The organism is Streptomyces sp. NPDC058525 (assembly GCF_042719495.1).
Classification (GTDB): domain Bacteria; phylum Actinomycetota; class Actinomycetes; order Streptomycetales; family Streptomycetaceae; genus Streptomyces.
Genome location: NZ_JBHXNP010000043.1, coordinates 45659 through 69095, shown reverse-complemented (window position 1 = coordinate 69095; position 23437 = coordinate 45659). Strand labels below are relative to the sequence as shown.

Below are 23437 nucleotides of genomic sequence, written 5' to 3'. Positions count from 1 at the left end.
AAATGGTGGCTTTGCCTGTGGTGTGGGGACGGTGGAGATAAAGAGGCGCCGGGGGGGCCGGGCGCCCGCCGCGCGCCTCGGTGCACTGTCAGCGGTTCAGCAGGAGATCGTGGATCCGTCCAGCGCGGACTCCACGGTCACGGTGTACTCCGTCGGCCCGTCGGACCCCACCCGGAGCAGCGCCGGCTCGCCGGCCACCTTCTTCTGGAAGCACATGCCGAAGCCGCTCCGGAGCCTGTCCGGGGCCTGTGCCCGGGTGCCGACCGGCTTCCATCCCTCCTTGCCCGCGGTGTCCCAGTAGTGGGCGGCCAGTGACCCGGCGTCCAGGTCGTGGGTGTAGGCGGTGTCCGCGGCGACCCAGGGATCGCCGCTGTCGTCCATGCACTCCGTGCCGCCCCGCTCCGCCACGCGCGCGGCACCGGCCGGGGCGGCGGGCGCCGCGGCCGAGACCTGTGCCATGCGCTCGACCGCCTTGGGCTCCTTGCACGAGCCTTCCGACCCGTAGAAGAGCGCGTACAGCGACCCGGCCAGCAGGGCGAGGCCGAGGGTGGCGGCCAGGCCCAGATACAGCCCGCGGCGCGATGATTGTGCCGATATCACAGGGTTCACCATCTCGTCTTCAGGTAGCCCTTGTTGATGTAGTGGATCGCGTAGAAGAACAGGTTCGTCCAGAACCGGCCCGAGTAGTACCACCTCAGCATGCTCCAAGCGTTCCGCACGGCGAAGTGCCGGGCGACGTTGTTGTTGTGCTGGTCGATCTTGGTGTCGTCACCGCTCTGGCCCCACTCGTGCGCGTCTCCCAGCCGCTTGGCCGCTCGCGCGCCGAAGAAGAAGGTCAGGCTGGCCTGCCACATGAAGTGCCGGATCGCGTTGTTGACCCGGCCCTTGCGGAAGGTCGCGAGCAGCATGCCCGAAATCGCCGCGGCGAGGGCGCAGCCGCGCCATCCGAGCGACATGCACGCGTTGGCCTCGATGATCTTCTTGCGCCAGGACTTGGAGATCCGGCCGTCCAGGTCCTGCTGGTTGACCGGGTCGGCGTTGGCGTACTCGTACGCGTTGGCGCTGCCGCCGTAGACCGGGTCCGAGGAGAGGAAGCGGCCGGTGGACGGGTTGTAGAGACGGGCGCCCATCAGGGTCAGACCGCTGGGCGTCTCCGCAGAGCGCTGGTGGCCGCCGAGCCAGCCGTAGCGGGCCGCGGCCTGCCCCGTGCGGGGCTTGCCGTACTCGTCGGAGTCCAGCACCACGGGCGGCTGGCCGGCGTTCAGCGGGAGCTGGACGGCGACGGAGCCCTGGATCGTCGTCAGGTGAAGTACGACGTCCCCCGTCTTGCTGGTCGTGGTCAGGCCGCCGGCGGAGACGACGTTGCGGGTCAGCGCACCGGTCGCGGTGTCCTCGACGATCCAGCGCGGGTTGTCCGCGTCGTCGCCGTAGTGGTTGACGCGGGACGCGGTCTGGGTCCAGGCCGAGCCGTTGTACGACTCCTTCGTCCACCCGCGGTAGCGCTGGGCCGCGTCGAGGCTCCAGGTCTGCCGCTGGTTGGACAGGGTCTGCTGGCGGGTGCGGTCGCTGTTGTAGTAGGCGACGGTTCCGTGGCCCGGGACGGTGGTGGTCCGCCCGAACTCGTCGTAGGCGTAGCCGCTGTCGACGATCCGGTCGGCGCTGTCGTAGGTGTGGGAGGTGGTGGTCCCGCCGGTGGCCGGGCAGTCGGTGCCGGGGGCGCCGGCGGCCGTGGTCAGGCCCGTGCGGTTCGAACGCCCGTCGAAGGTGTAGCCGCGACGGGTGCAGACGGTGTCCGCCGTGTCCTCGACGGAGGCCAGGCGGCCCGCGGTGTCGTAGCGGAACCGCTGGTCGGAGATGCCGGAGTGGGTGGTGATCTGGCCGTGGACGGATTCGTTCACGGTGTCGCTGTAGACCACGGCCGAGTCGCTGTCGCGCACGTAGCTGCGCTTCGTGGCGTCACCGCCCGCGTCCGTGCTGATGTGGAGCGTGTACCCGCCGGGCAGCTTCTCGCTGCGGACGGCGCCCGCCGCGTCGTACGTCGGCCGGAACTCGCCGGCGACCGAGTCGGTGGTCTTCGTGGGAAGGCCCCGGGGTTCGGCGGCGTGGTCGTAGGTGAAGGTGACGGTCGACGGCACGTTGTCCGTGACCTTGGTCGGACGGTCGAGCAGGTCGTATTCGGTGGTGGTGACACCGCCGTCGGCATCCGTGTAGGAGATCGTCCGGCCGAGCTTGTCGAACTGCTTGACGATGGTCCCGCCGGTGGGCGAGGTGTTCTTGACGGCCCGGCCGGTGACCGCGTCGTACTCGGTGGTGGACTCCGGAGCGGGCGTGCCGGGGCCGCCGGTCGTGGTGACCTTGGTCGTCCGGCCGGCCGCGTCGAACTCGGTGGTGGTGGTCCGCGTGGACCCGTTCGCCGTCTCGATCCGCTTGGCCGGGCTGCCCCACCAGTTGTACTCGGTGGTGGTGGTCGGCAGCTGCGACGGGTTGGTGCCGCCGCCGGTGATCGCGCCCGCCGGACCGACCGAGCAGACCAGGTCGGCCCACTCGGGGCGGCCCTGGCAGGCGCCGGTGCCGGTCGCCGACCAGTACGTGGTGACGCGGGTGGCGGCGTCGCTGCCGTTCGCGCCGGGGAGGAGCTGCTTGGAGACGCGGTTCTTGGCGTCGTACTCGGTGGTCTCCGTGATGGCCAGGCCGCCGGGGTCCCTGACGGTCCGGACCGGCATGCCCCTGGCCCAGTCGATCACGGTCTCGGTGGCGCGGGGCTCGCCGAGCACCGTCGGGTGCTCGCGTACCTGGGCGCCGACGGTGGCCTTGGTGACCTGGTCCTTGACCCTGGCGGTGCCGTCGGTGGGCCGCCCGGCGTCGTATTCGAGGACCGACCGGTCGCGGGCGGTCACCGAGGTGCCGGCCGGAACCAGCAGGGTCGCGCCGTTCTTCAGGTCGGCGGTCAGGTCGACGCGCCGCAGCGGTCCGAGCTTGCCGAGCTCCCGCACTCCGGCCGCGTCGAACGTGGTCGTGGTGCTCAGCTGGTGGGCGCGCTCGGCGCTGGTGAGCTGGCCGATGCCCAGATTGGCCTGTGCGGCCTGGTCCGCGGGGCTCGCGCCCAGGGCCAGGGCCCGGTTGGCGGCCGAGAGCTCGCGGACGGTGTTTCCGTACCGGTCGTACTCGGTGGCGGTGATGTGTCCGCCGGGCGCCGCGCTGTTGACGGGCCGTCCGGAGGCGCCCAGGTAGGTGACCGCAGCCCGGGTGTAGGCGGAGGCGGCGAGTGACGAACCGGAGTGGGACGAGGGGACGCTGTCGGCGGGGAACAGCGCGGTCGCGTCGGTGGGTGCGCCGGTCTGCCCCCACGTCTTCACGTCGGCCGTGCCCATCGGGTACGGGGCCGCGGCGCCGGTCAGCGGGACGCCGTAGACCACGCTGGTGGCCGCGGCGCCCTGCTCCTCGGCCGCCGTACCCGGCTTCAGACCGGACCGGGAGGCCTTGAGGAGCATGCCGTCACCGGCGGTGGGCGCGGATCCCGCCTGGCCGTAGGTGAACGACCAGGGCAGTTCGGACTTGGTCTGGAGCCAGTTGACGCGGTCCGCGGTGTCGTAGGCGTACTGCGCCTGGGTGCTCTGCGCCAGGTTCGGGTCCCACTGCTGGCGGAGGTTGCCGCCGGCGTCGTAGCGGTAGGTGGAGACCACCTTCGAGGTGGCGTTCCCGGCGCCGGGCTCGGTGGACCACAGCCGGATCTCCTTCACCTGGCCGGCGAAGTCGCCGAAGTCGGCGGAGGTGCTGTACCCGGTGGCGGTGGTGGCGGTCGCGTAGACGAACTCCAGCGAGCGGCACCCCTTGGTCTGCGGGGTGGTGGCGCAGGCCGAGGCGGTCGCGGCGGAGGTCGGGGCGATGACCCGCTTGGGGCGGGCCAGCTTCTTGGTGTCGACGGTGACCGTTTCCGAGACCACGGTGGTGGTCGAGTTCTCGACCCCGCTGACCAGGGTGCTGGAGACCTGCCAGGTGGTCATCGCCGGGTCGCCCCGGGTGAACTCGGTGACCGTGCCGCCGTCGTCGGTCAGCGTGAACGAGCCGCTGACACTGCCGGTCAGGGTCATGCCGGCGCCGGGCTCGGAGACCCAGCCGTTGCGTGCCGCGTTGGCGGTGAAGTGCAGCGCGTCACCCGAGGTGGTCACGACGTCCACGGCCGTGTCCGAGACCCGCGCGACGTGCGAGTAGTCGGACTGGACGATCTCGGCCGCCGTGCCGGAGGCCCACTCCTGGCCGAAGATCGCGGCCTGGCCCTCCTGCTTGGCGCCCTTGTGCGGGTCGCGCGAGGAGGTGGTGCGGGAGACGGACATGCCGAAGGCGGAGACGTCGGTGGCCGACACCTCGTAGTCGCCGGTCAGCAGGTTCAGCGTGCCCGGACCGACCGGGCTGGTGGCGGCGCCGCTCGCGTTGCGGTCGACGACCACGGCGAGGGGCTGGGTGGCGCCGGTGGCGCTCGCCGGGCCGGTGAAATCGGCCTTGATCTGGACGCTGCCGTCTGGGTCGACCGTGTCGGTGGCGTTCCAGACCAGTGCGGGGGTGCGCCCCGCGGTCATGGACACGGGCCAGGCCGTGAGCGGCGTGCCGCCGTTGGTGACGTGCCCCGGCGGGATCTGGACCCAGGGGTCGGCTTCGGAGCGGCGCCAGGAGAAGGAAGCCGCGGTGAAGGTGGCGCCGTCCGCTTCGGCGGTCAGCGGGAGCCGTCGCGCCGTACGCTCGCCGTCCGCGGGCTGGACGAAGCCGCCCGGTCCGGCGTGGAAGTCGTACTCGACGGCCTCGGACTCGTTGTCGGCCTTGTCGACGGTGCGCACCTGGAGGGTGTGGCTTCCGTTCGACGGCGGGGTGACGGACAGGGTCCGGCTGCCGGCGGTGCCGTCGGTGGGCACGCGCGTCCACTCGGCGCCGTCCAGGGACCACTCGAGCCACTGGTGGTCCGTGCCGGCGGGCGGGGAGACGGTGAAGTTGCCCGCCTGGCCGGCGCCCTTGACCCAGGCGTTGGACGGGTAGTCCGTCGAGGTCAGCCCGGTGGGGGCGGAGGGGGCGGTGGTGTCGACGGTGAAGGTCTTCCACGCCGACCAGCCGGTGTTGTAGTGGGTTCCGTCGTAGGGGTTGGAACGGAACTTGTACGTCTTGCCGTTGGCCAGCACGCCGGCCGGAACGGTCACCGAGGCGGCCTCGCCGGAAGCGACGAACGGCGAGACGATGACGTTGCCCACCTGGGTGTCGGTCGCCGAGTCGAAGATCTGGAAGGTGCCGTTGACCTTGTCGCCGTTGGCGTCGACGAAGGTGTCGCGCAGGGTGGGGGTCAGGGTGTTGACGGTGTAGGCGCCGCCGTAGGAGAAGAACGGCGGGCCGGCCTCCTGCTTGGTGCCGGTGCGCGGCCGGTAGTTGTAGGTGACCGTCAGCTTGGGGACGTTGGAGGCGGCGTTGGAGGAGTTGACCCTCTTCCACTGCTTGGTGTTGTTCTCGTCGGTGGCCCGCAGGCCCATGCTGGAGAACGCCCACTTGTTGTTGGACCAGTGCTGGACCAGGCTCGTGACGTTGGCGTTGATCCAGCCGTCGGGCTGGGCGGCGCAGCCGGGGTTGCCCTTGGTCTCGGTGGAGGTGGCCATCTTGGTGACCATGGCCGGCTGGTTGGTCCAGCGGGAGGCGGTGGTGGGCCCGTTCGCCGTCCACACCTCCCAGGGCTGGTTGGTGCAGTCGGTGTTGCCGGAGTGGAAGTTCCACAGCGACAGCTTGGCGTCCGAGATCAGCGCGTCGGCGACCGGGGCGGTGTTCCAGGTGATGAAGGACCGGGCGGTGCGCCAGGTTCCGTCGCCGTTCTTGGTGCCGGGGTTGCCCAGGTCCAGCTCGGTGTCGTTGGACCAGTCGACGGTCTCGCCCTGCTGGACGTAGGTGTCGAAGAGGTTGCCCAGCGAGGAGGTGGAGGGGTCGACGGTGACGGGGTACTTCGTCGCCGGGTCGGCGAGGAACGCGGCGTCGGGGGTGATGACGAGGTCGACGCCGTCCTTGGTCTTGACGACCTTCAGGCCGACCTTGGCCCGCCGGGTGTGCTCACCGGAGGCGGCGTCCACGGTCGAATCCCACATGACCGGGGCCGGCATCGACGCGGTCTTCTTCGACTTCTTGTCGGTGAACAGCACGCTGCCGTCGGGCTGTTGCTCGACCTTCAGGCCCTTGGTCTTCAGCGGGAGCGTGTAGCCGAAGCCCGCCTCGGGCTTCGCCTTGAGCTCGACGAACTGCTCGAAGCCGGTGCGGGTCGCCTCGACGATCAGGTCCGCGCCCGGTACGGCGCCTTCGTACGTGGCGCGGGTGCCGTCCAGCTTCGGGGCCGGCAGGCCGCCGCGCCACTGGAGCGTGATCGCCTCGTCGCCGGTGCCCAGCGTCACCAGGTCCGCGGCCGCGGCCGCGGCCGCGGCCGGCGGGGCCGACTTCAGGAAGGACACCTTCGAGGCCGTCTTCCCGGACAGGCGCAGGCCCTGCGGGTGGGCCTTGGAGGCGACCGAACCGTCGGGCCCGGCCGCGAGGTTCACGTCGACGTCGCGCCACTGCCCCGTGGCGGGATCCTTGAAGCGGATCGGTCCGGCCGCGACCTCAGTGGTGAGCGAACCGTCCTTGTTGACCCAGGTGGTGGAGGACTCGGTGCGTTCCGAGAGTGCCTCCACACGTATCCCGGAGAGCCGCGCGGCGACCCGGGCGGAGGGTATGTCGGCGGCCGAGGTCGCGGGCTGCGGCTTCGGCGCCTTGGTGGCGGCCTGTGCGGGACCGGACGCGACAGCGGCCTCGGCTCCGAAGAGTGTGGACACCGCCATGATCAGTGCCAGAGAGCCGGCGGTGCTGCGCAGACCGCCGGGTCTGGTGCGCGGTGAGCAGGCACGCCGGAACGGCGCATCCGTGTTACGGGTTGTCAAGGTTCCCCCAGAAAAGGAGTGATGGTGCGGGTGGGACCCATGTCCGGATGTCACCCATGGGGGAACTTAAGGCCCAGTAAAGGATGAATAAGGGGATGTACCCCCAATAGCGGGACGGTTCGGATCACCACCGTTATTCAAGATTTGCCTACTTGCGAGTCACGTTTCCGCAGGTCAGCCGCCCAGTGAACCTTCGGTGAGCGCCGGGAGCGCGGGAAGGGCCCCCGGTGCACGGGGGAGCTTCGTGCGCGCTCTGTCGAGCGCGGTGGCCGGGCCGGGATGATGGCCGAGGGTCGTCCGTTCCGGCCGAAACCGATGCCGCTGTGATGCCTGCAGCTCGTGGGCCGGCGGTCCACCCGCCGGGCATACGGGGCTGCGCGAAACCACCTGACGCGTATGTATGCGCGCGTCGGCAGCCCGGATGCTGCGTCCGGTGAGACACCGGGGTGCCACTGATCGTTCTCGTGGTCCACTGTTCGCGCCGTACCGGAGCTGGGGTCCTCCGGGCAGCCGGCTTTAGGCCGGATTGACACCGAAGGACATGCAGAACAGTGCGAATGAGATCAATTCACCCGCGAATGCGCGGGCGGGCCCCCGGCCGGCCCGACCCAGGTGTGGGTGGACCTTGCCCACACCAAGATCGGCAACATGCGTCCGGCGCCGGAGTACCCCGGCGGTAAGGCGTACACCCTCAAGCCCGACGGGGCCGAGCCTGACTCCAAGAACCGTACGCAGACGGCCTGGTCGGTGCTGCCCCGAGCAGCCTCGAGCTCTACGTGGACGCCAGGCACCAGTACCTGGCCAACCTCACGACCGGCCTGGCCGCCCCTGACGGCTCGGTTCATCCGCCCCAGCCGTTCGGGCAGATCAACAGGGCCGACGACTTGAACAAGATTCACACCGTGGACCTCTCCGCAATCCCGCCAACGGCTGGTGGAAACTGCGCGTCCACGGCGTAGTCGGTAACACCGGCACCGTCAGCAACTTCGTTGTCCGCTTCTGACCCTTCCGGGCACGGACAACGAGAATCGGCGGGCCGCGCCCTCCAACAGCATCCCTCCCCGAGGTGCGGCCCGCTGCCCTCTGCCCTCTGCTTTCTGCGCCCTCTGCAACGAAAGGCACGTGAATGAAGAACCTGACGCGCCGCGCCGGCACAGCCCTGGCCGTGACCGCCGCAGCCCTGTCCCTGATGAGCCCCCCTGCCGCCGCGCACACCGCCCCCGGCACCGTCTCCGACAACTGCGACGTCCCGTGGATCAACTGCACCGAGGGCGACCTGTGGCTGTTCTACAACAGCAAGGAACTCGCGGTTAAGGACGGAAAGTACGTGTCGGCAGCGGCCCGGTTCTACGGCAACGTGAACAACTACGAGGGCTCCAGCGGTTACCAGGGCTCCACCCTGGTCACCTACCGCTACGTCTTCGACGGCGCCGCCAACGGCCATGGCCAGTACGTCAAGAACAACGCCGCGTCCGTCGAGAACTGCGCCGGCGGGGACAACTACCGCGTCTACTACAACTCCGGCTACGGCGGTACCTCCCAGTACATCGGCGCCGTCGGCTGGGGCTGCAACTGGGTCAACCTGATCCCCGCGCTGAAGAACAACAACGCCTCCCAGCACTTCGCCTGACCCAAGAAGGACCTGCCTTCCATGAACACCCGAACCCCCGCCGCCCTCGCACTCGCGGCCGCTGCAGCCGTGCTGCTGACCGCGTGCGCCACCCCTGAAACCCAGACCCGTGCGGCCGGCTCCGCCGCCCCCGCTCCGGTCGCCGACACCAAGGCCTTCCCGCCCTTCGCACCCGAGCGGGGCCTGGCAAAGGGTCTGAACCTGCCGCTGGAAACGTATATGCAGGACTACGCCGACACCGTGGCCATCGGCAACGGCAAGCGCCTGCTCGCCCAGAAGTGCATGAAGACCTACGGGCTTGACGTACAACTCCCCGCGTCCGGTCTGAACCCCTCGCCGACTGAGAACGACGCCAACATGGAGCGCCGCTACGGGCTCACCGACCGCGAGACCGCCGCCACCTACGGCTACGGCCTGCCCGGGAGCGAGAAGCCCCGAACAACGCAGCAGACCCCGGGGCTCGACGCGATAGAGATCGAAGTCCTCACCGGCCGCAAGGCACCCACCGGGCAGATCGGGAAGACAGCGCCGCCCCTGCCCTTGGAAGCCCGCGAGAAGGCCCGCGAGAGCTACAACGGCAAGAAGATCCACGAACGCGGCTGCGGCGGATGGGCCGATCAGGAGATCAATGCCCCCACCGCCGACGAACTGACTCGAATCTCTGAGCTGAACGGCACCAGCTTCACCGAGTCGATGAAGACCCCCGCCGTCGCCGCCGCGTTCGAGCACTGGTCGGCCTGCATGACCGGCAAGGGCCATCCCGGCTACAAGGACCCGTTCGTAGCCGCCCGCGCCATCACCCGCCCCGAAGGCGCCCCCGCCGGCCGGCCGGAGATCGATCTGGCCCTTGCGGAGATCGACTGTAAGGCCGAGACCGGCTTGGTCGGAACCTGGTTCGCCGAGGAATCGAAGATTCAAGCGACGATCATCGATGAACAGCGGCCCGTCCTTGATTCGTTCAAGACCAAGAACGAGGCCGCCGTCAACGAGGCCGGCAAGAGAATGGGAGGCTGATCGTGGCCCGTTACAAAGGCGTGGGAGCGGTTCTGCTCATTGGCGGCCTGATCGCCGGCGGCACGGTGTGGGGCGGGGTGACGTTCGCCAGAAGCATGGAAGCCGAGCTCAGCGACCCCCTCACGGTTGCCTCCGCGGCGCCCGCGGAGCGGCCTGTCGGTGACATCCTCACCAGCTCGCAGCGCGCCGCCCTGGGGCGTGACGTCGCCACCGGCAGCGAAGGTGGGGAGCCGGTCGCCACCGCCCACGTGGCGGTATGGGTGGACGAGGACATGCGCCTGGCGAAGGTCCCTGTCGTGCTCACCAACCCCGGTGATGCGCAGCGGCAGGTCGAGATGCGCCTGAGTGTGTACTCCTCACGCGGGGAGGGGGCGCACTCACTGTGGGAGGGAACGGTGGACTCCGGCGGTGAGATATCCCCCCGCAAGTCGGTGGTGACGCACGTGATTGTGCAGGGAGTACGTGACCTGGCGGCGTTGCGGATCGAGCTGCGGCGGACGTCCGGCGAGGGCTGACCTCGCTATACCTTTCCGTGTCCCCGCAAGGGTGCCGCTGGCCTCCGGGCCCGGCAGGACTGTGTCCCCTGTCGAACGGATCGCCTGGGGTCACCCCGGGAACGATGACGTCAGGCGCGCACCGGCTGCCAGGAGCTGGGCCAGGCAGGCGTGGTGGCGTACGCGGTCTCCCGCGTCCGCTCCGCGGAACGCGGACGCCGGCCATCACGGCCTGGAAGCTGGTGCGTCACCCGCCTGGCCTGCGGTGACGTGGAAAGCCAGGGGCCGTGCATGGCTGTTGCTGGCCAGAACGACGGGCTGACCGGCCCGGTGCCCGACATGGCCATCAACGACGTACTGCGGGTGCCTGGTGTCGTCTGCGACCGCCGTGAGCCGTTCGTAGCGCGTGATCTCGCCGTAGGGGCCGCTGAAATCGATCGGCGGGTTCGCGCGGCCGTTCCCACCGAACGAGAAGTAGGCCCCGGAGTCGGAGTCGCCCGATGCCGCGACGTGCATCTCGGCGTCCGTCGGGATCTTGCCGACCAAGGGGTTTTCGGTGCCGTCGCATGCGAGGAGAGCTGCGACCTGGCTCTCAGCCACCGCAACCCGGCCCTGAACGCAGCCCTTGGGCAGGGCCGCCCTTCCATCGCGGCTTCCCGCTCTTGCGCTGCTGGACCGGCACCTGCACCACCTGCGGCCGTCCCCTGCCGACCAGCAGAACCAGAACCCAACGAAGCACTGCTAGACCGTTCCTTTCCTTCGAATCACGGAGAATCGGCCTGGGTGTGGTGAGGCGCGCCGGGCGTGAAAGGGGCAGGGATGGCATTCGTCATGGAGCTTCGTCGAGGGGGCTCTGTGTCCCGGACAGGGCGAAAGGCTGGGCCCCGGCCACCAGCAGGGATGTTGGAGCGGTTGGTCGACGACAACGATGACTTCTGGATGGCCGTTGAGCGGCTCGGCCGGCACAGAGTTCCGAGTCTGGCCCGCATTGATCCGTACGGGGACACCACACTGCGCGGTGAGGCAGTGGACCGGATGGTGCGGGAACTGGAAGGTGCGGATCTCGCCCGCCTGGGGAGCAGCGAGCACGAGGTCGTCGCGGTGCTGCTGGCCTGGGGCCGACGATGCCGTAGCGACCGAGACCTGCGGATCGCCTTCTCCGGCGATTAGACCGTCACTGTCAGATCGATCGGTGCCTGATGTGCAGCGAGGACAGCTCCGGCCCACGCGCCCCGTACCGCAAGCAAAGAGCGGGCCCCGGCAGAGCCCCGGCCACCGCGTCCGTGATGCGGCGGCCGCGCGTAGTACCGGGCGTGTCACAGGTGAGACCACCGGTGCCGGCAGCGCTGTCGGGACCCCGAGTTCGCCACGGCGGGCGGCCCGGCCCGGCTCCCCTCCGTGAACCACCTTCAGGCCTGCGGAGAGTCAGGCCCCGGGGTGGCGGGTGGCTCCGCCCCGGGAGCGGAAGGTGGCTCCCGCGTCCTCGAGCAGGCGGTGTACGCCGCCGTAGGAGCGGCCTGTCTCCTTGGCCAGCGCGCGGATGGATTCGCCGTGCTCATACTTCGTCTTGAGTTCGCTTGCGAGCTTGTCGCGTTCGGGGCCTGACGTGAGCCGTCGGGCCGGTGTCTTGTTCGGCATGAGATGGTTCCTCCCGGACTGGCTGGGGATACTTCCATGATCGCGCACGGCGGTCAGGGCTGCCAGCGGCCGGGCCGCGGTGCAGCGCGTCGGGACCCTGCCGGGGCAGATGACGGGGATGATGACCTCGTTGTGTACGGCTACCACCACACCAAGGGCCCTCGGTCATCGGCGCGCTGCCCGGCCAGCAGAGCCCCTTCGGCCGCCGGCCCGCGCCGGGCGAGGACGCCGCGCGGGAAGCCATCGTGGCCCCGCGGTGCCGCTCAGCTCCCCGCCCACCGTGGTCCCGAGGGGCAGCAGGTCACCCCCGAGGAGCTGATGGCCGTGGCGGTTCGCGAATTCGCGCTTCGCATCGGCGCCGACCAGGCCCGCGCCGCCCTCTGACCGGTTGCCCGGCCCGCCGAGGATCTGCCCCCGGGCAATCAGTGGTGGTACCACCCCAGGGCCATGAGCAGGGCTACGGCGCCGACGTTGGCCAGGGCCACCGTGAGGAAGTACCCGACGGGGGCCTGCGCGGTGATGCCGGATGGCGCAGCGAGTGTGCCGGCCGTCCTGGTCTGCCGCCATACGAAGGCCGCGACCAGAATGCCGCCGAGGGCCAGCAGACTGAGCGCTCCCCATATATCCACGATGTGCAGGGTGTCCAGGCTGACGCCGTAGACGAGGGCGGCGATGCCGCCGGAGCCCAGCAGCACGCCGGGCAGGTCGAAGCGAGCGCCGGTGCTGCCGGGGTGGTCCTGCACCAGGGCTGCCACTCCGGTTACGGCGATCACGGCGAAAGGGATGCTGGCGTACAGGAGCCATTGCCCGCTCACGTCCAGGTGGGGCGCCCCGTGTAGCAACGAGCCGAGGGCTGGGCCGCTGCCCGCGACCGCGACGTAGATTCCGAAGGCCTTGCGGCGTTCCCTTGGTTCGGTGAAGGACATGGATACCAGGCCCGGTACGGACGAGGAGACCAGCGCGGCGAAGGCGCCCTGTAGGCCCCAGATCACGTCCAATGCGCTGGCATGGTCCATGCTGCCGCTGACTGCGGTGGCAATCGCGAAACCCACCAGGCTGATGATCAGCATCCGTTTGCGGCCCACGCGGTCCACGATGCGAGCGCCGAACAGCAACAGCCCGAGGAAGGCGAGCACATAGACGGACTCGGCGACGTCCCACCACCTCGACACGTCGAACGGAGACGCGGCATCGAAGAGCACGACCCACTGCGCCAGAGCGAGGACCAGCAGGCCCCACCAGCGCCTGGGATGCGGGGCCGGCGGGTCCGGGAGGCCGGCCGGTGACGTGGGTGCGCCCCAGACGCCGGGCGGCGGGGTCGGGGATGCGCCGAAGGCGGGCTCGGCCCCGGAGTGCGCGGGGGCTGTCGGGGCGTAGGCGGGCGGCGGGGTCGGAGGCTGGGCAGGGAGGATTCGGGGGTCTGGCCGCGCGGCGGGTGCAGCGGCGGGTGCAGCGGCGGGTGGAGCGGGGGCGTAGTCCAGCAGATGGGCGGCGCGGCGGCCGATCCAGGCCAGTACCGCCCCCGGCAGCCACTCACCGGCCTGCTCGGTCGCCGTGCGGGCCGCCACTTCCTGGGGGGTGGGCCGCTTGGCCGGGTCCTTGTGCAGGCAGGTGCGTACGAGATCGACAAGGCTGTCCGGTACGCCGGTCAGGTCCGGCTCCTCCTCGGCGATCCGGAAGAGGTGGGCGTTCAGGCCGGAGTCGGCGGCGCCGAACAGGAGGCGGCCGGTGGAGGCGTAGACGAGGAGCGCACCGAGGCAGAACACGTCCGACGCCGGGGTGAGTTCGAGTCCTCGTACCTGCTCTGGGGACATGAAGCCGGGCGAGCCGATCAGCATGCCGGTGCGGGTGTGCAGGCTGTCCCCGGTCAGGCTGTCCATCGCCCGCGCGATGCCGAAGTCGATGACGCGGGGGCCGTCCACGGTGACCAGGACGTTGGACGGTTTCAGATCGCGATGGATGAGACCCGCCCCGTGTACGGCTTGCAGGGCGAGGGCGAGCCGGTTGGCGAGGGTACGGACCGACTGCTCGGGCAATGGCCCGAAGTCCTGGCCCACGACGGTGGTCAGGTCGGGCCCCGGTATGTACTGGGTCGCCACCCACGGCACGGCGGCCTCGGTGTCGGCGTCCAGGACGTCGGCCGTCCAGGCTCCGCCCACCCGCCGGGCCGCGGCCACCTCGCGGGCGAACCGCCTGCGGAACTCGGCGTGCTCGGCGTGTTGGGCCTGGACGACCTTGACGGCGACCGTGCGTCCCAGGTCGGAGCGGCCCAGGTAGACCAGGCCCATCCCACCCGCGCCTAGGCGGGCGATCAGACGGTACGGGCCGATGTGCGTGGGGTCTTGCCCCGTCAGCTGTTCCACGGCGGCGGGGTCAACCCTTCAGGTTCGGGCTCAGATGGCGGCACAGCCTCATGAAGAGGTCGAGATTGGGAATCTGGAACACTTTCGCCATCTCCGGAGCCGTCGACCGCCTCTGCGAGCCGTTGAACATCAGGGTGCCGGAGTGGAGGCCGAATTCGGTGATCTCTGGCCAGGCGACCGAGTACTTCTTGTCCGAAACGCCGTGCTGGTCGGCCGTATAGGGGCCGAAGTTGACCCTCTCGCCCTGCTGGATGCGCGCGACCGTCCCGGCTAACTGGGCGCGGGTTACACACTCCTGGATGTGGTCACCCCACATGTGCGGATAGAGGAACCCGGCGCCGTTCACCCACGAGGTGATTCCGAGAGCCGTCTTGTCGGACTTGAACAAGGGGGGCCTGCCGAACCCTATGTTCAGCGCGTTCCCAGCCGGGTCGATCAGCGTCGAGCAAGCGTCTGATGCACCGCCGTTGACGGTGGTGCGGTACTGAAGGACGCGCACGGTCTGCCAGTCGTACGCGGCCGTGTAGCCGTCCGGCGCCGTCACGATCAGACCGCCCTTGAAGAAGTAGAGCCTCCAGTCCCGCCACTTCTTCCACCCGAAGCCCTGCTTCGTCGCCAGCGTGTCAACCCAGTCACCCAAGCCATTCTGGGCGGCGAGAGCAGCGGCGGACGCGGTCGGCCGCTCGGTGCGGATGTGCTCGATCTCGTCCTTGGCCATGTGGCGATCCCCCGGGATAGACAACGGAGATCCCAAGGTAGAACAAACATCCAAGACGCTGGCAGGGATTGCCCAGTATCGATTGCCCAGTATCGATCCTTCCCTGCCCACATCCGGCAGCCCGCAGTGCCAACCCGCGTCCCGACGCCCCCACCGCGGTCTCGCGACGGCGCGGCCCGGCCGGTGCAGGGCGTCAACGTCGACGGCCGTGAATCGTTACTCCCGGCCCGGCGGCCGGTTCTCCCTGGCACGGAGCCGGCGGGGCTCCCCTCCGTGAGCCGGGGAGGCACACCATGGTCCTGGGCAGCAGTCTGCACGTGTCGGACAACATGCTCGTCATCACCATCCACGAGCCCGTCACCACCGAACAGCGCGCCGCCCTGGTCCGCGACATCAATCTCCTGCTCGAGGAACACAAGCCCGCCGGCCTCGTCCTCAGCGTCACCGCCGCAGCCGCAGCCGCCACCGCAGCGACCGTCTCTGTGGTCCTGCGCGTGCACCGCCACTGCACCGACAACGGTCTGCCCATGACCGTCGCCACACCACCCGCCGCGGCCCGCTACCTCATCAAAGCCAACCAGCCCACCCTCCCCGTCCACACCGACACCCACGACGCCCTGCAAGCCGCCCGCACACTCCTGCGACGCTGACACCCACAGCCCCAGCCCCAGCCGGTCAGCGCGCGGCGTGCCTGAGCGGCGCGGGTCAGCCGTTGTTCGCGCGGTCGTAGAGCCGCTGATGCCACTCGTTGCCAGGAGCGGGCCTGCCGGACAGCACGGGGTAGGGCCCGTCTCGATGAGATGCAGCAAGCTCCAGGCCATGCCGTAGCAGTCGTCGGGGCCGAAACAGGAGACGAGAGCCTGAGCCTCTTCCCCAGTGACCGGCCCCGCGATCTGGCGGAGCTGCTGATCACGCCGGCAGATTTCCTCTTCGCTCGCGTCCCAGTCAGGGAGCGGGCCGTCAGAAACGAACGCCTGCACTTCGGGTCTCATGCTCGAATAGTCGGCCGCCACCGCCTCCGTGGGCAAGGCTTCTTCGCAGGTCAGGTGCGTGACGCTACGTGAAGCGATGCCCTCAGTGGGGGAGTCACGTGTCGCCGGGCCCTCGGGCGGGACGTGCCACAGGAGGAGCACACCGCCGGCGTCGGGGTGGGTACAGGCGTGGTCGAGTGCGGTGTCGGTCCGGTGGCTGGTCCAGGACAGGCCGGCCGCGCGGGCGCCGGGGATCCGCGCCCTGCTCCGTCGACTGGCCGACAAGGCCGGAGCCGAGGCCTTCCTGTTGGTGCACCGCCGGCTCAACGAGGAGTTTGCACCTCCACGCCGAGCCCGGCCAGCCGGCCAACGATGTGCGCGGCGAGCGATTCGCGGGCGACATTGAGGTGGCGCAGCTTGGTCTCCGAAGGCCTCGTTGACGGCATCCCTGGCAGCGTGCCACGCCTCGGAGAACGCCTCAGGGTCAACATGCCGGCCGCGACGCAACGCGCCGAAGGTGTCCAGAATGAGCACATGCCATGCCCGCGTGGTCGCGCGCATGCGGGTCAAGCGTTCTGTCGCGGCTATCTGTCGGGCACGTGTCTCGAGAGCCGTGCTCTCGCTCCGCAGCTGCCTGTCTGTCCAGTTCGGCCACCCGTAGCTCGAACTGCTGTTGACGCTGCAGGAGATCCTCCTCGCGACGCTGTTGCGCACGTTCCCGCCCCTCCTGCCGTAGCAACGCCTCCCGCCGCTCTGCCGCCTGCAGTCGGTGCAGCAGCAATGGCCCAAGTACTGCGCCCCCTGCACCAAAGACTGCCCCACCGACTGCCCCGATCAGCGCGTACAGCGCTGCCGCGTCCGCCATGGCGCAGATTCTGCATGGACGCCGTTCCCACTGCGGTACGTGACAAAGAACCCGGCTGTTCTGAACTAGCGGCCTTGAGATGCGCCCCCCTCAATTCCCTCATACTGTTATAAATCGGTCACTAAGAGCGACTTCGAGGGAGATCTCTCATGTCGGTGGAAGAACGGCAAGCCATCGCCGGCAGGGTGATGGCCCTCAGAGAGCTCATGTACGAGGTCGTTGATAGCCGCAGTCCGCTTGTCCCTGAGCCTCTTCGGCCAGGGTTTCAGGCCGCGCTCCGGGACCTCGATGACCGCCGCGCCTTCGAGGAGGTAGTTGCAGCCCTGCAACCGCCTGACATCGAAGAGGCTCTCGACCGTGTCGGTCTGTTGGGGCAGCAATTGGCGCTGAAGCTCACCGTCATCGACTGGGCCTGGGACCGTGCTGATGGAGCATGGCGGCTTGCTCAGCAAGCTGGTTCCCCTGAGGAGCCCGAGGCAGAGGACGCCGCGGCCTTCGACGCTGCGGATCCGCCCGGCGAGTCAGATCCAGGGCGCCGAGCCCGATGGAGGCGTGCTCGCAAGCTCCTGGCCAAGGTGCTCAAGATCATTGACGATCTCTTCGCCAGCCTGATCAAAGCCATTCCCGGTGTTGGGGAACCCATCGTTGAGGCAAAGCAAGCGCTGGAATCAGTCCTCGATCGGTGAGGCGTCAGGTGATCCTTGCGGCAATGTCACCGTACGCGGGCATCCCCGGTTGACTGTTTTTCGGTTTCGTGACCCCTGCGCATCTGGTTCGATCCCAGCAACCGGTTGGCCGGGCCGAACATAGCCCGCGCCACGTGGTAGCTCAACGGCCGAAACGGAGCATCCACCACACCCACCGCCCCGGCCCCCGCGGCACCCCTGCCCGTCACGCCTCCTCCTGGTACAGCCGCAGCCACACGAACGCGTCCGCCGACGACGGCACGTGCTGATACGCCGAGCGGGTAGGGAGTGCGGGGGGGGAGGGGAGACCGATGGCCGTGTAGAAGGTGGCCAGGGCACGGACCTGCAAGCCGCGGCAGGGCCCGGTGGCCGCTGCCGAACGGGCGGGCCTGTCGCCCGGCGGCTGCTATTCCTCCGGCCAGACCTGCGGGTCCTTGCCGCCTCGGACCCGCCTCTGTCCCGAGAAGGCGGGCCACACCGGTCCTGGACAGCGCGGAGCTGCGCCCAGGCCGAGTCGGAGCGCTTCTGCTAGCGGATCAAGTCATCAGCGAGTTCGGTATGAGCCAGGCCGGATCGCAGAACCCGCCACTGACAACGGCGGTCCTGTCTCAGCAATCCTTGATCGATCTCGCCGAAAACAGCCCTTCCAGGTTCGTGGCACTCAGGTGCGTGAGTGGCTCCTGGCCGCAGGGCAGGCATGCTGACGTGCAGGTATTGTCGAAATCGTGATCCAAACGTCCTTCGATCGCACGTACGATGCTCGGCATGCTCACCTCGTCCGTGGACACCACCTCGCAAAGCTTCGCCCTCGGCCAGGTGACCGGAGTCCTGTCTGTCGCCCTCATCGGCATCGTGCTGCTCTGGAAACTGACCGGCACCTGGCGCGCTCCCTCAACGCCGCCTGGCGGTGACCCCGCCGAAACCGCCCGGACCGAATCCCAGCGCCGCCTGATCGTCATCGGCGCCACCGTGCTGATCGCCGCCGTCGCCGGGGTGCAGGCCACGGTCTCCTACAACCCCGAGCCCCGAGCCTCCGAGGCCACTGCGGCTGCGGCCGTGCCGGCCGATCCGGCCAACACGGACGCCAGCGCACCGCGCTCCATCGCCTTGCCGGACGGTTTCGCGGACTACCGGCTGATGACCGGCGCGGCCGAGGAGCGGACGGCAGCCGAGGTCATGGCCGGGCGCAAGAAGCTGCCCGAGGGTACGAAAGTGGGGTACTACGACAGGGGCGGGGATGAGAACCTCGAGCTCGTCGTCCTCGTCCGCAGCGTGCAGTGGGACCCCAAGCTGTATGAGGAGAAGGCGAGGGACTCGATCTCGCAGGAGTTCATCAACTTCTTCGCCGGCGCCAAGGCCCGCGAGGTGACCGGCTTCGAGGCGGGGCCCCACGGCGGGCGCCTCAGCTGCGGCCTCTCCCAAGGCACCGTCGGTGACCAGGCCGTGTGTGCGTGGAGCGACGCCACCACCTTCGCCGCCGTACGGTTCGTCCGGGAAGCCGACCTCGCAGCCGCCGCCAAGACCACCCTCACCCTCCGCAACACCGCCACGCACTGACCACAGCCGCCCTCCCACGACACCCGCCTGCACCACGCCCGCCCCCAGACTCTGTCGGGCACTCAGACAGCATCACGTGGGCGTCAGCTTGTCGCTATCGTCCGGCTTCGGTGGATGGGCGGGCAGCGACGGACGTACCCGGCAGGGGCGGTTCGGCTGCTTAGTTCTGGCGGGCGCCTTGGACGATGCGGCCGACGATGGCCGCGGCCTGCTCTGGGTGCCCGTCCAGCCAGGTGCCGAGATGTTCCCGTACGGCATCGGCGACGCTGGTGCGCACTGCGTCGCCGTCCAGCACGCCGCGTGTGGAACCCGTGAACTCGGGCCGGTCATGTTTCACCGACACGACCGCCGTCAGACCGTCGCCGATCTGGTCGGGGCTGAGATCGGGGGCTTCCTCCGTCCCGGCACACCCTGTACTGCCGTCGGTCATCTGCGGCGCCGGCCAGGTGCCCTGCTCCGCCGAAGTTGTCACGTGCCCGGCGGGCGGCTGGCGAATGCCAGTACGTGTGCGGAGCCGTGTGACCATCTCATGATCGTTTCGTTGGGTGTGGTGTGGGACAACGACACCACGGCGGGACGGCTGTGCGGCAAGTCGAGGCCGTCGTCGTCGAGCGCTACCCGCGCTGGATGCGCCTTGCCTATCTGACGCTTCCGGCCAAGCTCGGCCGGCACACGCGCGTGCTACGCGCCCACCGCGCGGTGCAGCAGTCGCTGTACCCGGCCAGCCGGCGGGCCGCCCGGGGCGAGGACCCGCTCGACGCACTGCGTACGGAAGTGGTGCGGCGGGCGGCCGGGCGGATGCTGCCGTTGCCTCCGTGGGTGGGTGTCTGGGGGCTGCGGATCTGGCCCAGCGCCGAGGGTCTGGACGAGGCATCCCAGGACCTGGCCGCGCTGTCCGCCTTCGCGCGGGCCGCGCACGTGCTGTGCCGGTGGGAAGGCCTGTCCGAGGAGACTGCGGCCCGGATCCTGGCCTCGGCCGGGGCTCCGGATCCGGTGGGGGCGGTACGTGGCGGTGTCGCCGTCGTTCCGCAGGCCGCGGCGGGCGGCGATCGGGACGCGGTCATGTATCCCGGGCACGTGCACACCCGCCCCGCAGACCTGCTTCTGCGCCGGACCCGGGTGCGGACCGGCTGGGCGGGGCTCGGCGCACTGGCGCTGTGCGCGGCCGTGGCCACGGCGTCCGGGGGCGGCGGGGCTCCTGCGCCGGTTCCGAAAGCCGGTGCGCCCGCCGCCCTGGCCGCCCTCGACCCGGGGCGGCTGGTACGGGTGCCCGGCCGGGTGTGGTCCGACACCGGCCGCTTGGACTTCACGGCCTGGCCTGCCCGCGGGGGCCGCACGGCTGACCGGGCACTGCTCACCCGTGCCCTCGCCACCTGGGGCACGCCACCCGCCGGCACCGCCATCACCGCCGCACCCGCCACGGCGACCCGACCGCCCCTGCAATCACCACAGTTGCTGTACGCCGGGCAGCCGGGGAAAGGTGTCTCCGTCGTAGTGCTCCTGGACGCCGACCGCAGGCTCGTTCGCTACACGGAGCATGGCACTGCCCGGAGTCTGGACTTCGCCCGGACGGACGACGCGAACGTCACGACCGCGGCCTCGCTCGTCCTCCGGCGCGGCAGTGGCAACGCCGAAGCCGGACCGGTGGTGCAGTTGCTGGCGCCGTGGATCGCCACCGCCGCGGTCCGCGACTTGGGCGCACCCGCAACTCCGCCGCGTCCGCTGCCGATCGGCGCCGACGGCACCGTCACGTCGCAGGTCGGGAGCGGAGCGGGCTGTGGAATGGAACCCGCGCTGGAGATGGCGTCATCGGCGCGGATCGTGGAGAAGCACGCGTTCCTCCTCGCCGATCTGGGAGGCCTGATGCCGGTGCACCTGACGTACACGCCGCTGCCGGAGGCCGCCGGGGCGGTACATGTCCGCCAGCCCCGCGAGGCCACTGGCAAGGCTGCTCTGGAGCGCTGGGGCCGAGAGGCCTGCGTACTGCGGGAGGTGGACGGGCAAGCGGTCCGGTCCGTCAATCTGTGGGACTTCTCGCGTGCCGACCTGCCGGAAGGAGCCGGTCAGGCACTGTGGTCATGCGTCCGGGCAACGCACTGGACCGGCCGGGGTGACGTGACGGTCAGCGTCCGGCCTCCCGGCGGCGAACCGGTGACGGCGGCCAGGGTGCCGGAGACCGCTGCGTGCGGCCGCTTCGGGCAGCACGTGCTCGCGGGCGCCGTCTGGCGAGCCCCGTCCGGCCGCGCCTACCAGCTGGCCGCCGGCAGTCGTGAGGTGGCCGAGATCACCGCGTCCGGCTCGGTCCGCGCCCGCGCCACGGGCCGTACGTTCGCCGCACCTGCCGCCCCGCCCGGCGCCGCGCCGCCCGTCCTGACCGCCCACCTGCACAGCGGTACGTCCCTCACCGCGCTGGACGGAGCGAGCGGGGGGCGGGACTAGCGAATCCGGTACCCCGGCCATTCTGGAACCTCCCCGTTGATGTCAATCGGCGTGTGCGGTGGGCGGTCGAGGTGACCGAGCTGGCCTGCGGGAACCCTCACCCGCTTCCAGCCGCGGGGGCCCTGCCGCATAGGCGGGCATGGGGCGGGAGTTGGCGTCACCGTTTTCAACCAAGTGATCGTGTTGCAGTGTGCGATGACCGCACGTTGAACCCGAGGCTCAGTGCGTGCCAGGTGAGTTCCCGGGCATGAGGCCGGGCGGGAGGGACGGCAGGCTCGCGCTCCCGCCTGTGGCGGCAGAGCCGAGGGTGCTTTCCGAGCAGAGGCCGAAGACAGTGATGTCCACGGGGAAGCTGCCTGTGTTCCTGCCCGCGACCGACCACTGCTGGGGCCGGCTGTCGTGGGGGAAGCGGGGGCTGCTGCGGCTCAGGACGAAGGTGCTGTCCGGGTTACCAGTGTTCGAGGAGACGAAACTACCGCCCCCGGTGACCAGTTCCCCGGCTGGGCAATCAGGCGTGTTGGCGATTCCGGTCTGCCCGGGCGCCAGGCGCACCCCGCCGGCGACTACGTGCGTTACGGCTTTCCGAGAGCTTGCCGAGTCAGACTCCATTGGGCGTGCGGCGGCAACTCCTGCGCCGACGCCGAGGACCGCAACGACGACCAGAGCGGCCAGGCGGGTGTGTGTCATGACGACCTTCCGTACAGACGATGGACGGTGTCCGTCGTTTCCACCGGGACGTCATAGATGCACGGCTTCACGCAAACGTCGTAAGCAGAATCGATCTACCCAGGTCTGACCGGGTGAAGGCCGTGTACCACTGGGCCCGGTGGCAGCCTGGGACGAACCCGGGAGTCTCCCCTCACTGCCGACGAAGCCCCAGCCCTTGATCGGGAAGGCGTACAGGACGCGCTTGACGTCATTGGAGGCGCAGGAGGAGGCGATGCACAGGCCGTTGCCGAAGTCACCGGTGAACTTCCAGTACGCGTTGTCCTGCCAGTAGCGGGAGATGCCTGCCCAGCCGTTGGCGCGGGGCGTCTGGATGTTCGGGTCGATCAGGACCGGGAAGACCGTGCTGGGCGAGTCCAGCAGGGCCTGGTCCGGAGTGAGGACGAGGCTCTTCTGGTCGGCGGGCACGGAGACCTTGACGGCCGCAGCGTGTCCGGCTTGCGGGTTCGCCGTGAAAGCTGCCCCGGGAGCCGACCTCAGCGCGGCGCCGCCCGTCGGGCCCTGTACGGCAGCCTCCGGCACGGCAGAGGAAACCACCGCACCCTCGGCCTGGCCGGCCGCGGAGTCGAACATGACCGGCTTGGGCGCCTCGAAGACCGTCCCGCCTGCGGAGTCGGTCATCTTCAGGGCACCGTCTGAGCCCTGGCGCGTGGTCAGGCCCGGCGCGGAGAGCCCCAGCTTGAGCTGGTCCAGCTGCGGGTTCTTTGCCGCGACCGGCGTCTTGACCACGATCAGCTGGGTGAACCCGGTCTCGGTGGCTGTCAGCCGCAGGTCCACGTCGGGCAGAATCGAGCGGTACTCAGCGGTGTTCCCGTCCAGCACGGGGGCGGGCAGCGGCTTGGGCCAAGTCAGCTTTACTTCCTTGCCCGCCTGCGCGATACGGACCAGGGGCTGGCTGCCACCGCCGGAGAAGACAAGGTCGGGCAGCGTCGCGCCCGGGACCACGCTGCCGTCGTCCGCCTTGCGCAACGTGGTGTCGATGTCGTGCCATTCACCGCCCTTGAGCGTGCGCACGGGCTTGGTGTACATGGTGGCGACGAGAGAGCCGTCCGGCTTCGCGACCACGTCGCCGGTCTCCCGGCGCATCGCGGCGACTGCCACGTCCTTGCCGGTCTTCCTGGCTTCCGCCAGGGCAAACGTCTCCGGCGTGTCCTGCGGAGCGGCGCTGCCATCGGCCCTGGAGGCGGGCGGTGCAGCCACGGCAGGGTCGGTCGGCAGCAGACTGGTCAGGGCCACGCCGGCGACAACGCCGAAGACAGCAAGACGTGTTGCGGCGCGTCCGCGCCGCCGAAGGAGCCGGGAGCTCCGGTCCGGATGTGCCGTGGCATCCCCCGTCGGTCTCCGGAAAACGCGGGACTGGCCTCCGGCTGGTGCCGGAGGCCAGTCCACTGCGGGGTCGTCGGC

The 23437-nt window shown here is 69.9% G+C and carries 17 protein-coding genes; 8 read left to right on the top strand and 9 right to left on the bottom strand.

All coding sequences use genetic code 11. The features are described from left to right. Nucleotides 1–96: 96 nt before the first annotated feature. Both ACFWP3_RS21030 and ACFWP3_RS21025 read right to left on the bottom strand, forming a co-directional pair. A complete protein-coding gene (locus ACFWP3_RS21030; RefSeq protein ID WP_384223160.1) occupies nucleotides 97–600 on the bottom strand; it encodes a hypothetical protein in 504 nt (167 codons plus the stop codon). A 5-nt stretch (nucleotides 601–605) separates the two neighbouring features. Further along, a complete protein-coding gene (locus ACFWP3_RS21025; protein ID WP_384223157.1) occupies nucleotides 606–6833 on the bottom strand; it encodes an RHS repeat-associated core domain-containing protein in 6228 nt (2075 codons plus the stop codon). Between the two features lie 1225 nt (nucleotides 6834–8058). On the opposite strand from ACFWP3_RS21025, the gene ACFWP3_RS21020 reads away from it, so the two are divergent. From ACFWP3_RS21020 to ACFWP3_RS21010, 3 genes are read left to right on the top strand one after another with little or no spacing between them, the layout of a single operon-like run. Further along, nucleotides 8059–8562 (top strand): hypothetical protein, encoded by a 504-nt coding sequence (locus ACFWP3_RS21020; RefSeq protein ID WP_384223155.1) that lies wholly within the window; start codon nucleotides 8059–8061, stop codon nucleotides 8560–8562. Nucleotides 8563–8583: 21 nt separating this feature from the next. Beyond that, nucleotides 8584–9576 (top strand): hypothetical protein, encoded by a 993-nt coding sequence (locus ACFWP3_RS21015; RefSeq protein ID WP_384223152.1) that lies wholly within the window; start codon nucleotides 8584–8586, stop codon nucleotides 9574–9576. A gap of 2 nt (nucleotides 9577–9578) precedes the next feature. Beyond that, complete coding sequence (locus ACFWP3_RS21010; RefSeq protein WP_384223149.1) at nucleotides 9579–10091, top strand: hypothetical protein; 513 nt, start codon at nucleotides 9579–9581, stop codon at nucleotides 10089–10091. Between the two features lie 204 nt (nucleotides 10092–10295). Here the strand turns inward: ACFWP3_RS21010 and ACFWP3_RS21005 are convergent, their stop codons facing one another. Further along, nucleotides 10296–10616 carry a hypothetical protein gene (locus ACFWP3_RS21005; protein ID WP_384223147.1) on the bottom strand — a complete coding sequence of 107 codons (321 nt, stop codon included), beginning with the start codon at nucleotides 10614–10616 and terminating at the stop codon, nucleotides 10296–10298. 366 nt (nucleotides 10617–10982) lie between these two features. On the opposite strand from ACFWP3_RS21005, the gene ACFWP3_RS21000 reads away from it, so the two are divergent. After that, nucleotides 10983–11240, top strand: a complete 258-nt coding sequence (locus tag ACFWP3_RS21000) for a hypothetical protein (protein ID WP_384223145.1) — start codon at nucleotides 10983–10985, stop codon at nucleotides 11238–11240. 255 nt (nucleotides 11241–11495) lie between these two features. On the opposite strand, the gene ACFWP3_RS20995 is transcribed toward ACFWP3_RS21000, so the two are convergent. From ACFWP3_RS20995 to ACFWP3_RS20985, 3 genes are all read right to left on the bottom strand, one after another. Beyond that, a complete protein-coding gene (locus ACFWP3_RS20995) occupies nucleotides 11496–11708 on the bottom strand; it encodes a helix-turn-helix domain-containing protein (protein WP_384223142.1) in 213 nt (70 codons plus the stop codon). Between the two features lie 422 nt (nucleotides 11709–12130). Beyond that, nucleotides 12131–14071: an MFS transporter gene (locus ACFWP3_RS20990; protein ID WP_384223140.1), complete on the bottom strand. Its 1941-nt coding sequence runs from the start codon at nucleotides 14069–14071 to the stop codon at nucleotides 12131–12133. A 10-nt stretch (nucleotides 14072–14081) separates the two neighbouring features. Continuing rightward, a complete protein-coding gene (locus ACFWP3_RS20985) occupies nucleotides 14082–14789 on the bottom strand; it encodes a DUF6585 family protein (RefSeq protein ID WP_384223137.1) in 708 nt (235 codons plus the stop codon). A gap of 293 nt (nucleotides 14790–15082) precedes the next feature. On the opposite strand from ACFWP3_RS20985, the gene ACFWP3_RS20980 reads away from it, so the two are divergent. After that, the gene (locus tag ACFWP3_RS20980; RefSeq protein ID WP_384223135.1) at nucleotides 15083–15439 is read left to right on the top strand and encodes a hypothetical protein; all 357 of its coding nucleotides are present in this window, start codon (nucleotides 15083–15085) and stop codon (nucleotides 15437–15439) included. Nucleotides 15440–16083: 644 nt separating this feature from the next. On the opposite strand, the gene ACFWP3_RS20975 is transcribed toward ACFWP3_RS20980, so the two are convergent. Then, nucleotides 16084–16206 carry a hypothetical protein gene (locus ACFWP3_RS20975; RefSeq protein ID WP_384223133.1) on the bottom strand — a complete coding sequence of 41 codons (123 nt, stop codon included), beginning with the start codon at nucleotides 16204–16206 and terminating at the stop codon, nucleotides 16084–16086. Between the two features lie 568 nt (nucleotides 16207–16774). On the opposite strand from ACFWP3_RS20975, the gene ACFWP3_RS20970 reads away from it, so the two are divergent. Next, a complete protein-coding gene (locus ACFWP3_RS20970; RefSeq protein ID WP_384223130.1) occupies nucleotides 16775–17311 on the top strand; it encodes a hypothetical protein in 537 nt (178 codons plus the stop codon). 765 nt (nucleotides 17312–18076) lie between these two features. After that, a complete protein-coding gene (locus ACFWP3_RS20965) occupies nucleotides 18077–18868 on the top strand; it encodes a hypothetical protein (RefSeq protein WP_384223128.1) in 792 nt (263 codons plus the stop codon). Between the two features lie 160 nt (nucleotides 18869–19028). On the opposite strand, the gene ACFWP3_RS20960 is transcribed toward ACFWP3_RS20965, so the two are convergent. Continuing rightward, nucleotides 19029–19340 (bottom strand): hypothetical protein, encoded by a 312-nt coding sequence (locus ACFWP3_RS20960; RefSeq protein WP_384223126.1) that lies wholly within the window; start codon nucleotides 19338–19340, stop codon nucleotides 19029–19031. A gap of 110 nt (nucleotides 19341–19450) precedes the next feature. On the opposite strand from ACFWP3_RS20960, the gene ACFWP3_RS20955 reads away from it, so the two are divergent. Next, complete coding sequence (locus ACFWP3_RS20955) at nucleotides 19451–21307, top strand: hypothetical protein (protein WP_384223123.1); 1857 nt, start codon at nucleotides 19451–19453, stop codon at nucleotides 21305–21307. A 738-nt stretch (nucleotides 21308–22045) separates the two neighbouring features. On the opposite strand, the gene ACFWP3_RS20950 is transcribed toward ACFWP3_RS20955, so the two are convergent. Beyond that, nucleotides 22046–23233 (bottom strand): hypothetical protein, encoded by a 1188-nt coding sequence (locus tag ACFWP3_RS20950; protein ID WP_384223121.1) that lies wholly within the window; start codon nucleotides 23231–23233, stop codon nucleotides 22046–22048. Nucleotides 23234–23437 lie beyond the last annotated feature (204 nt).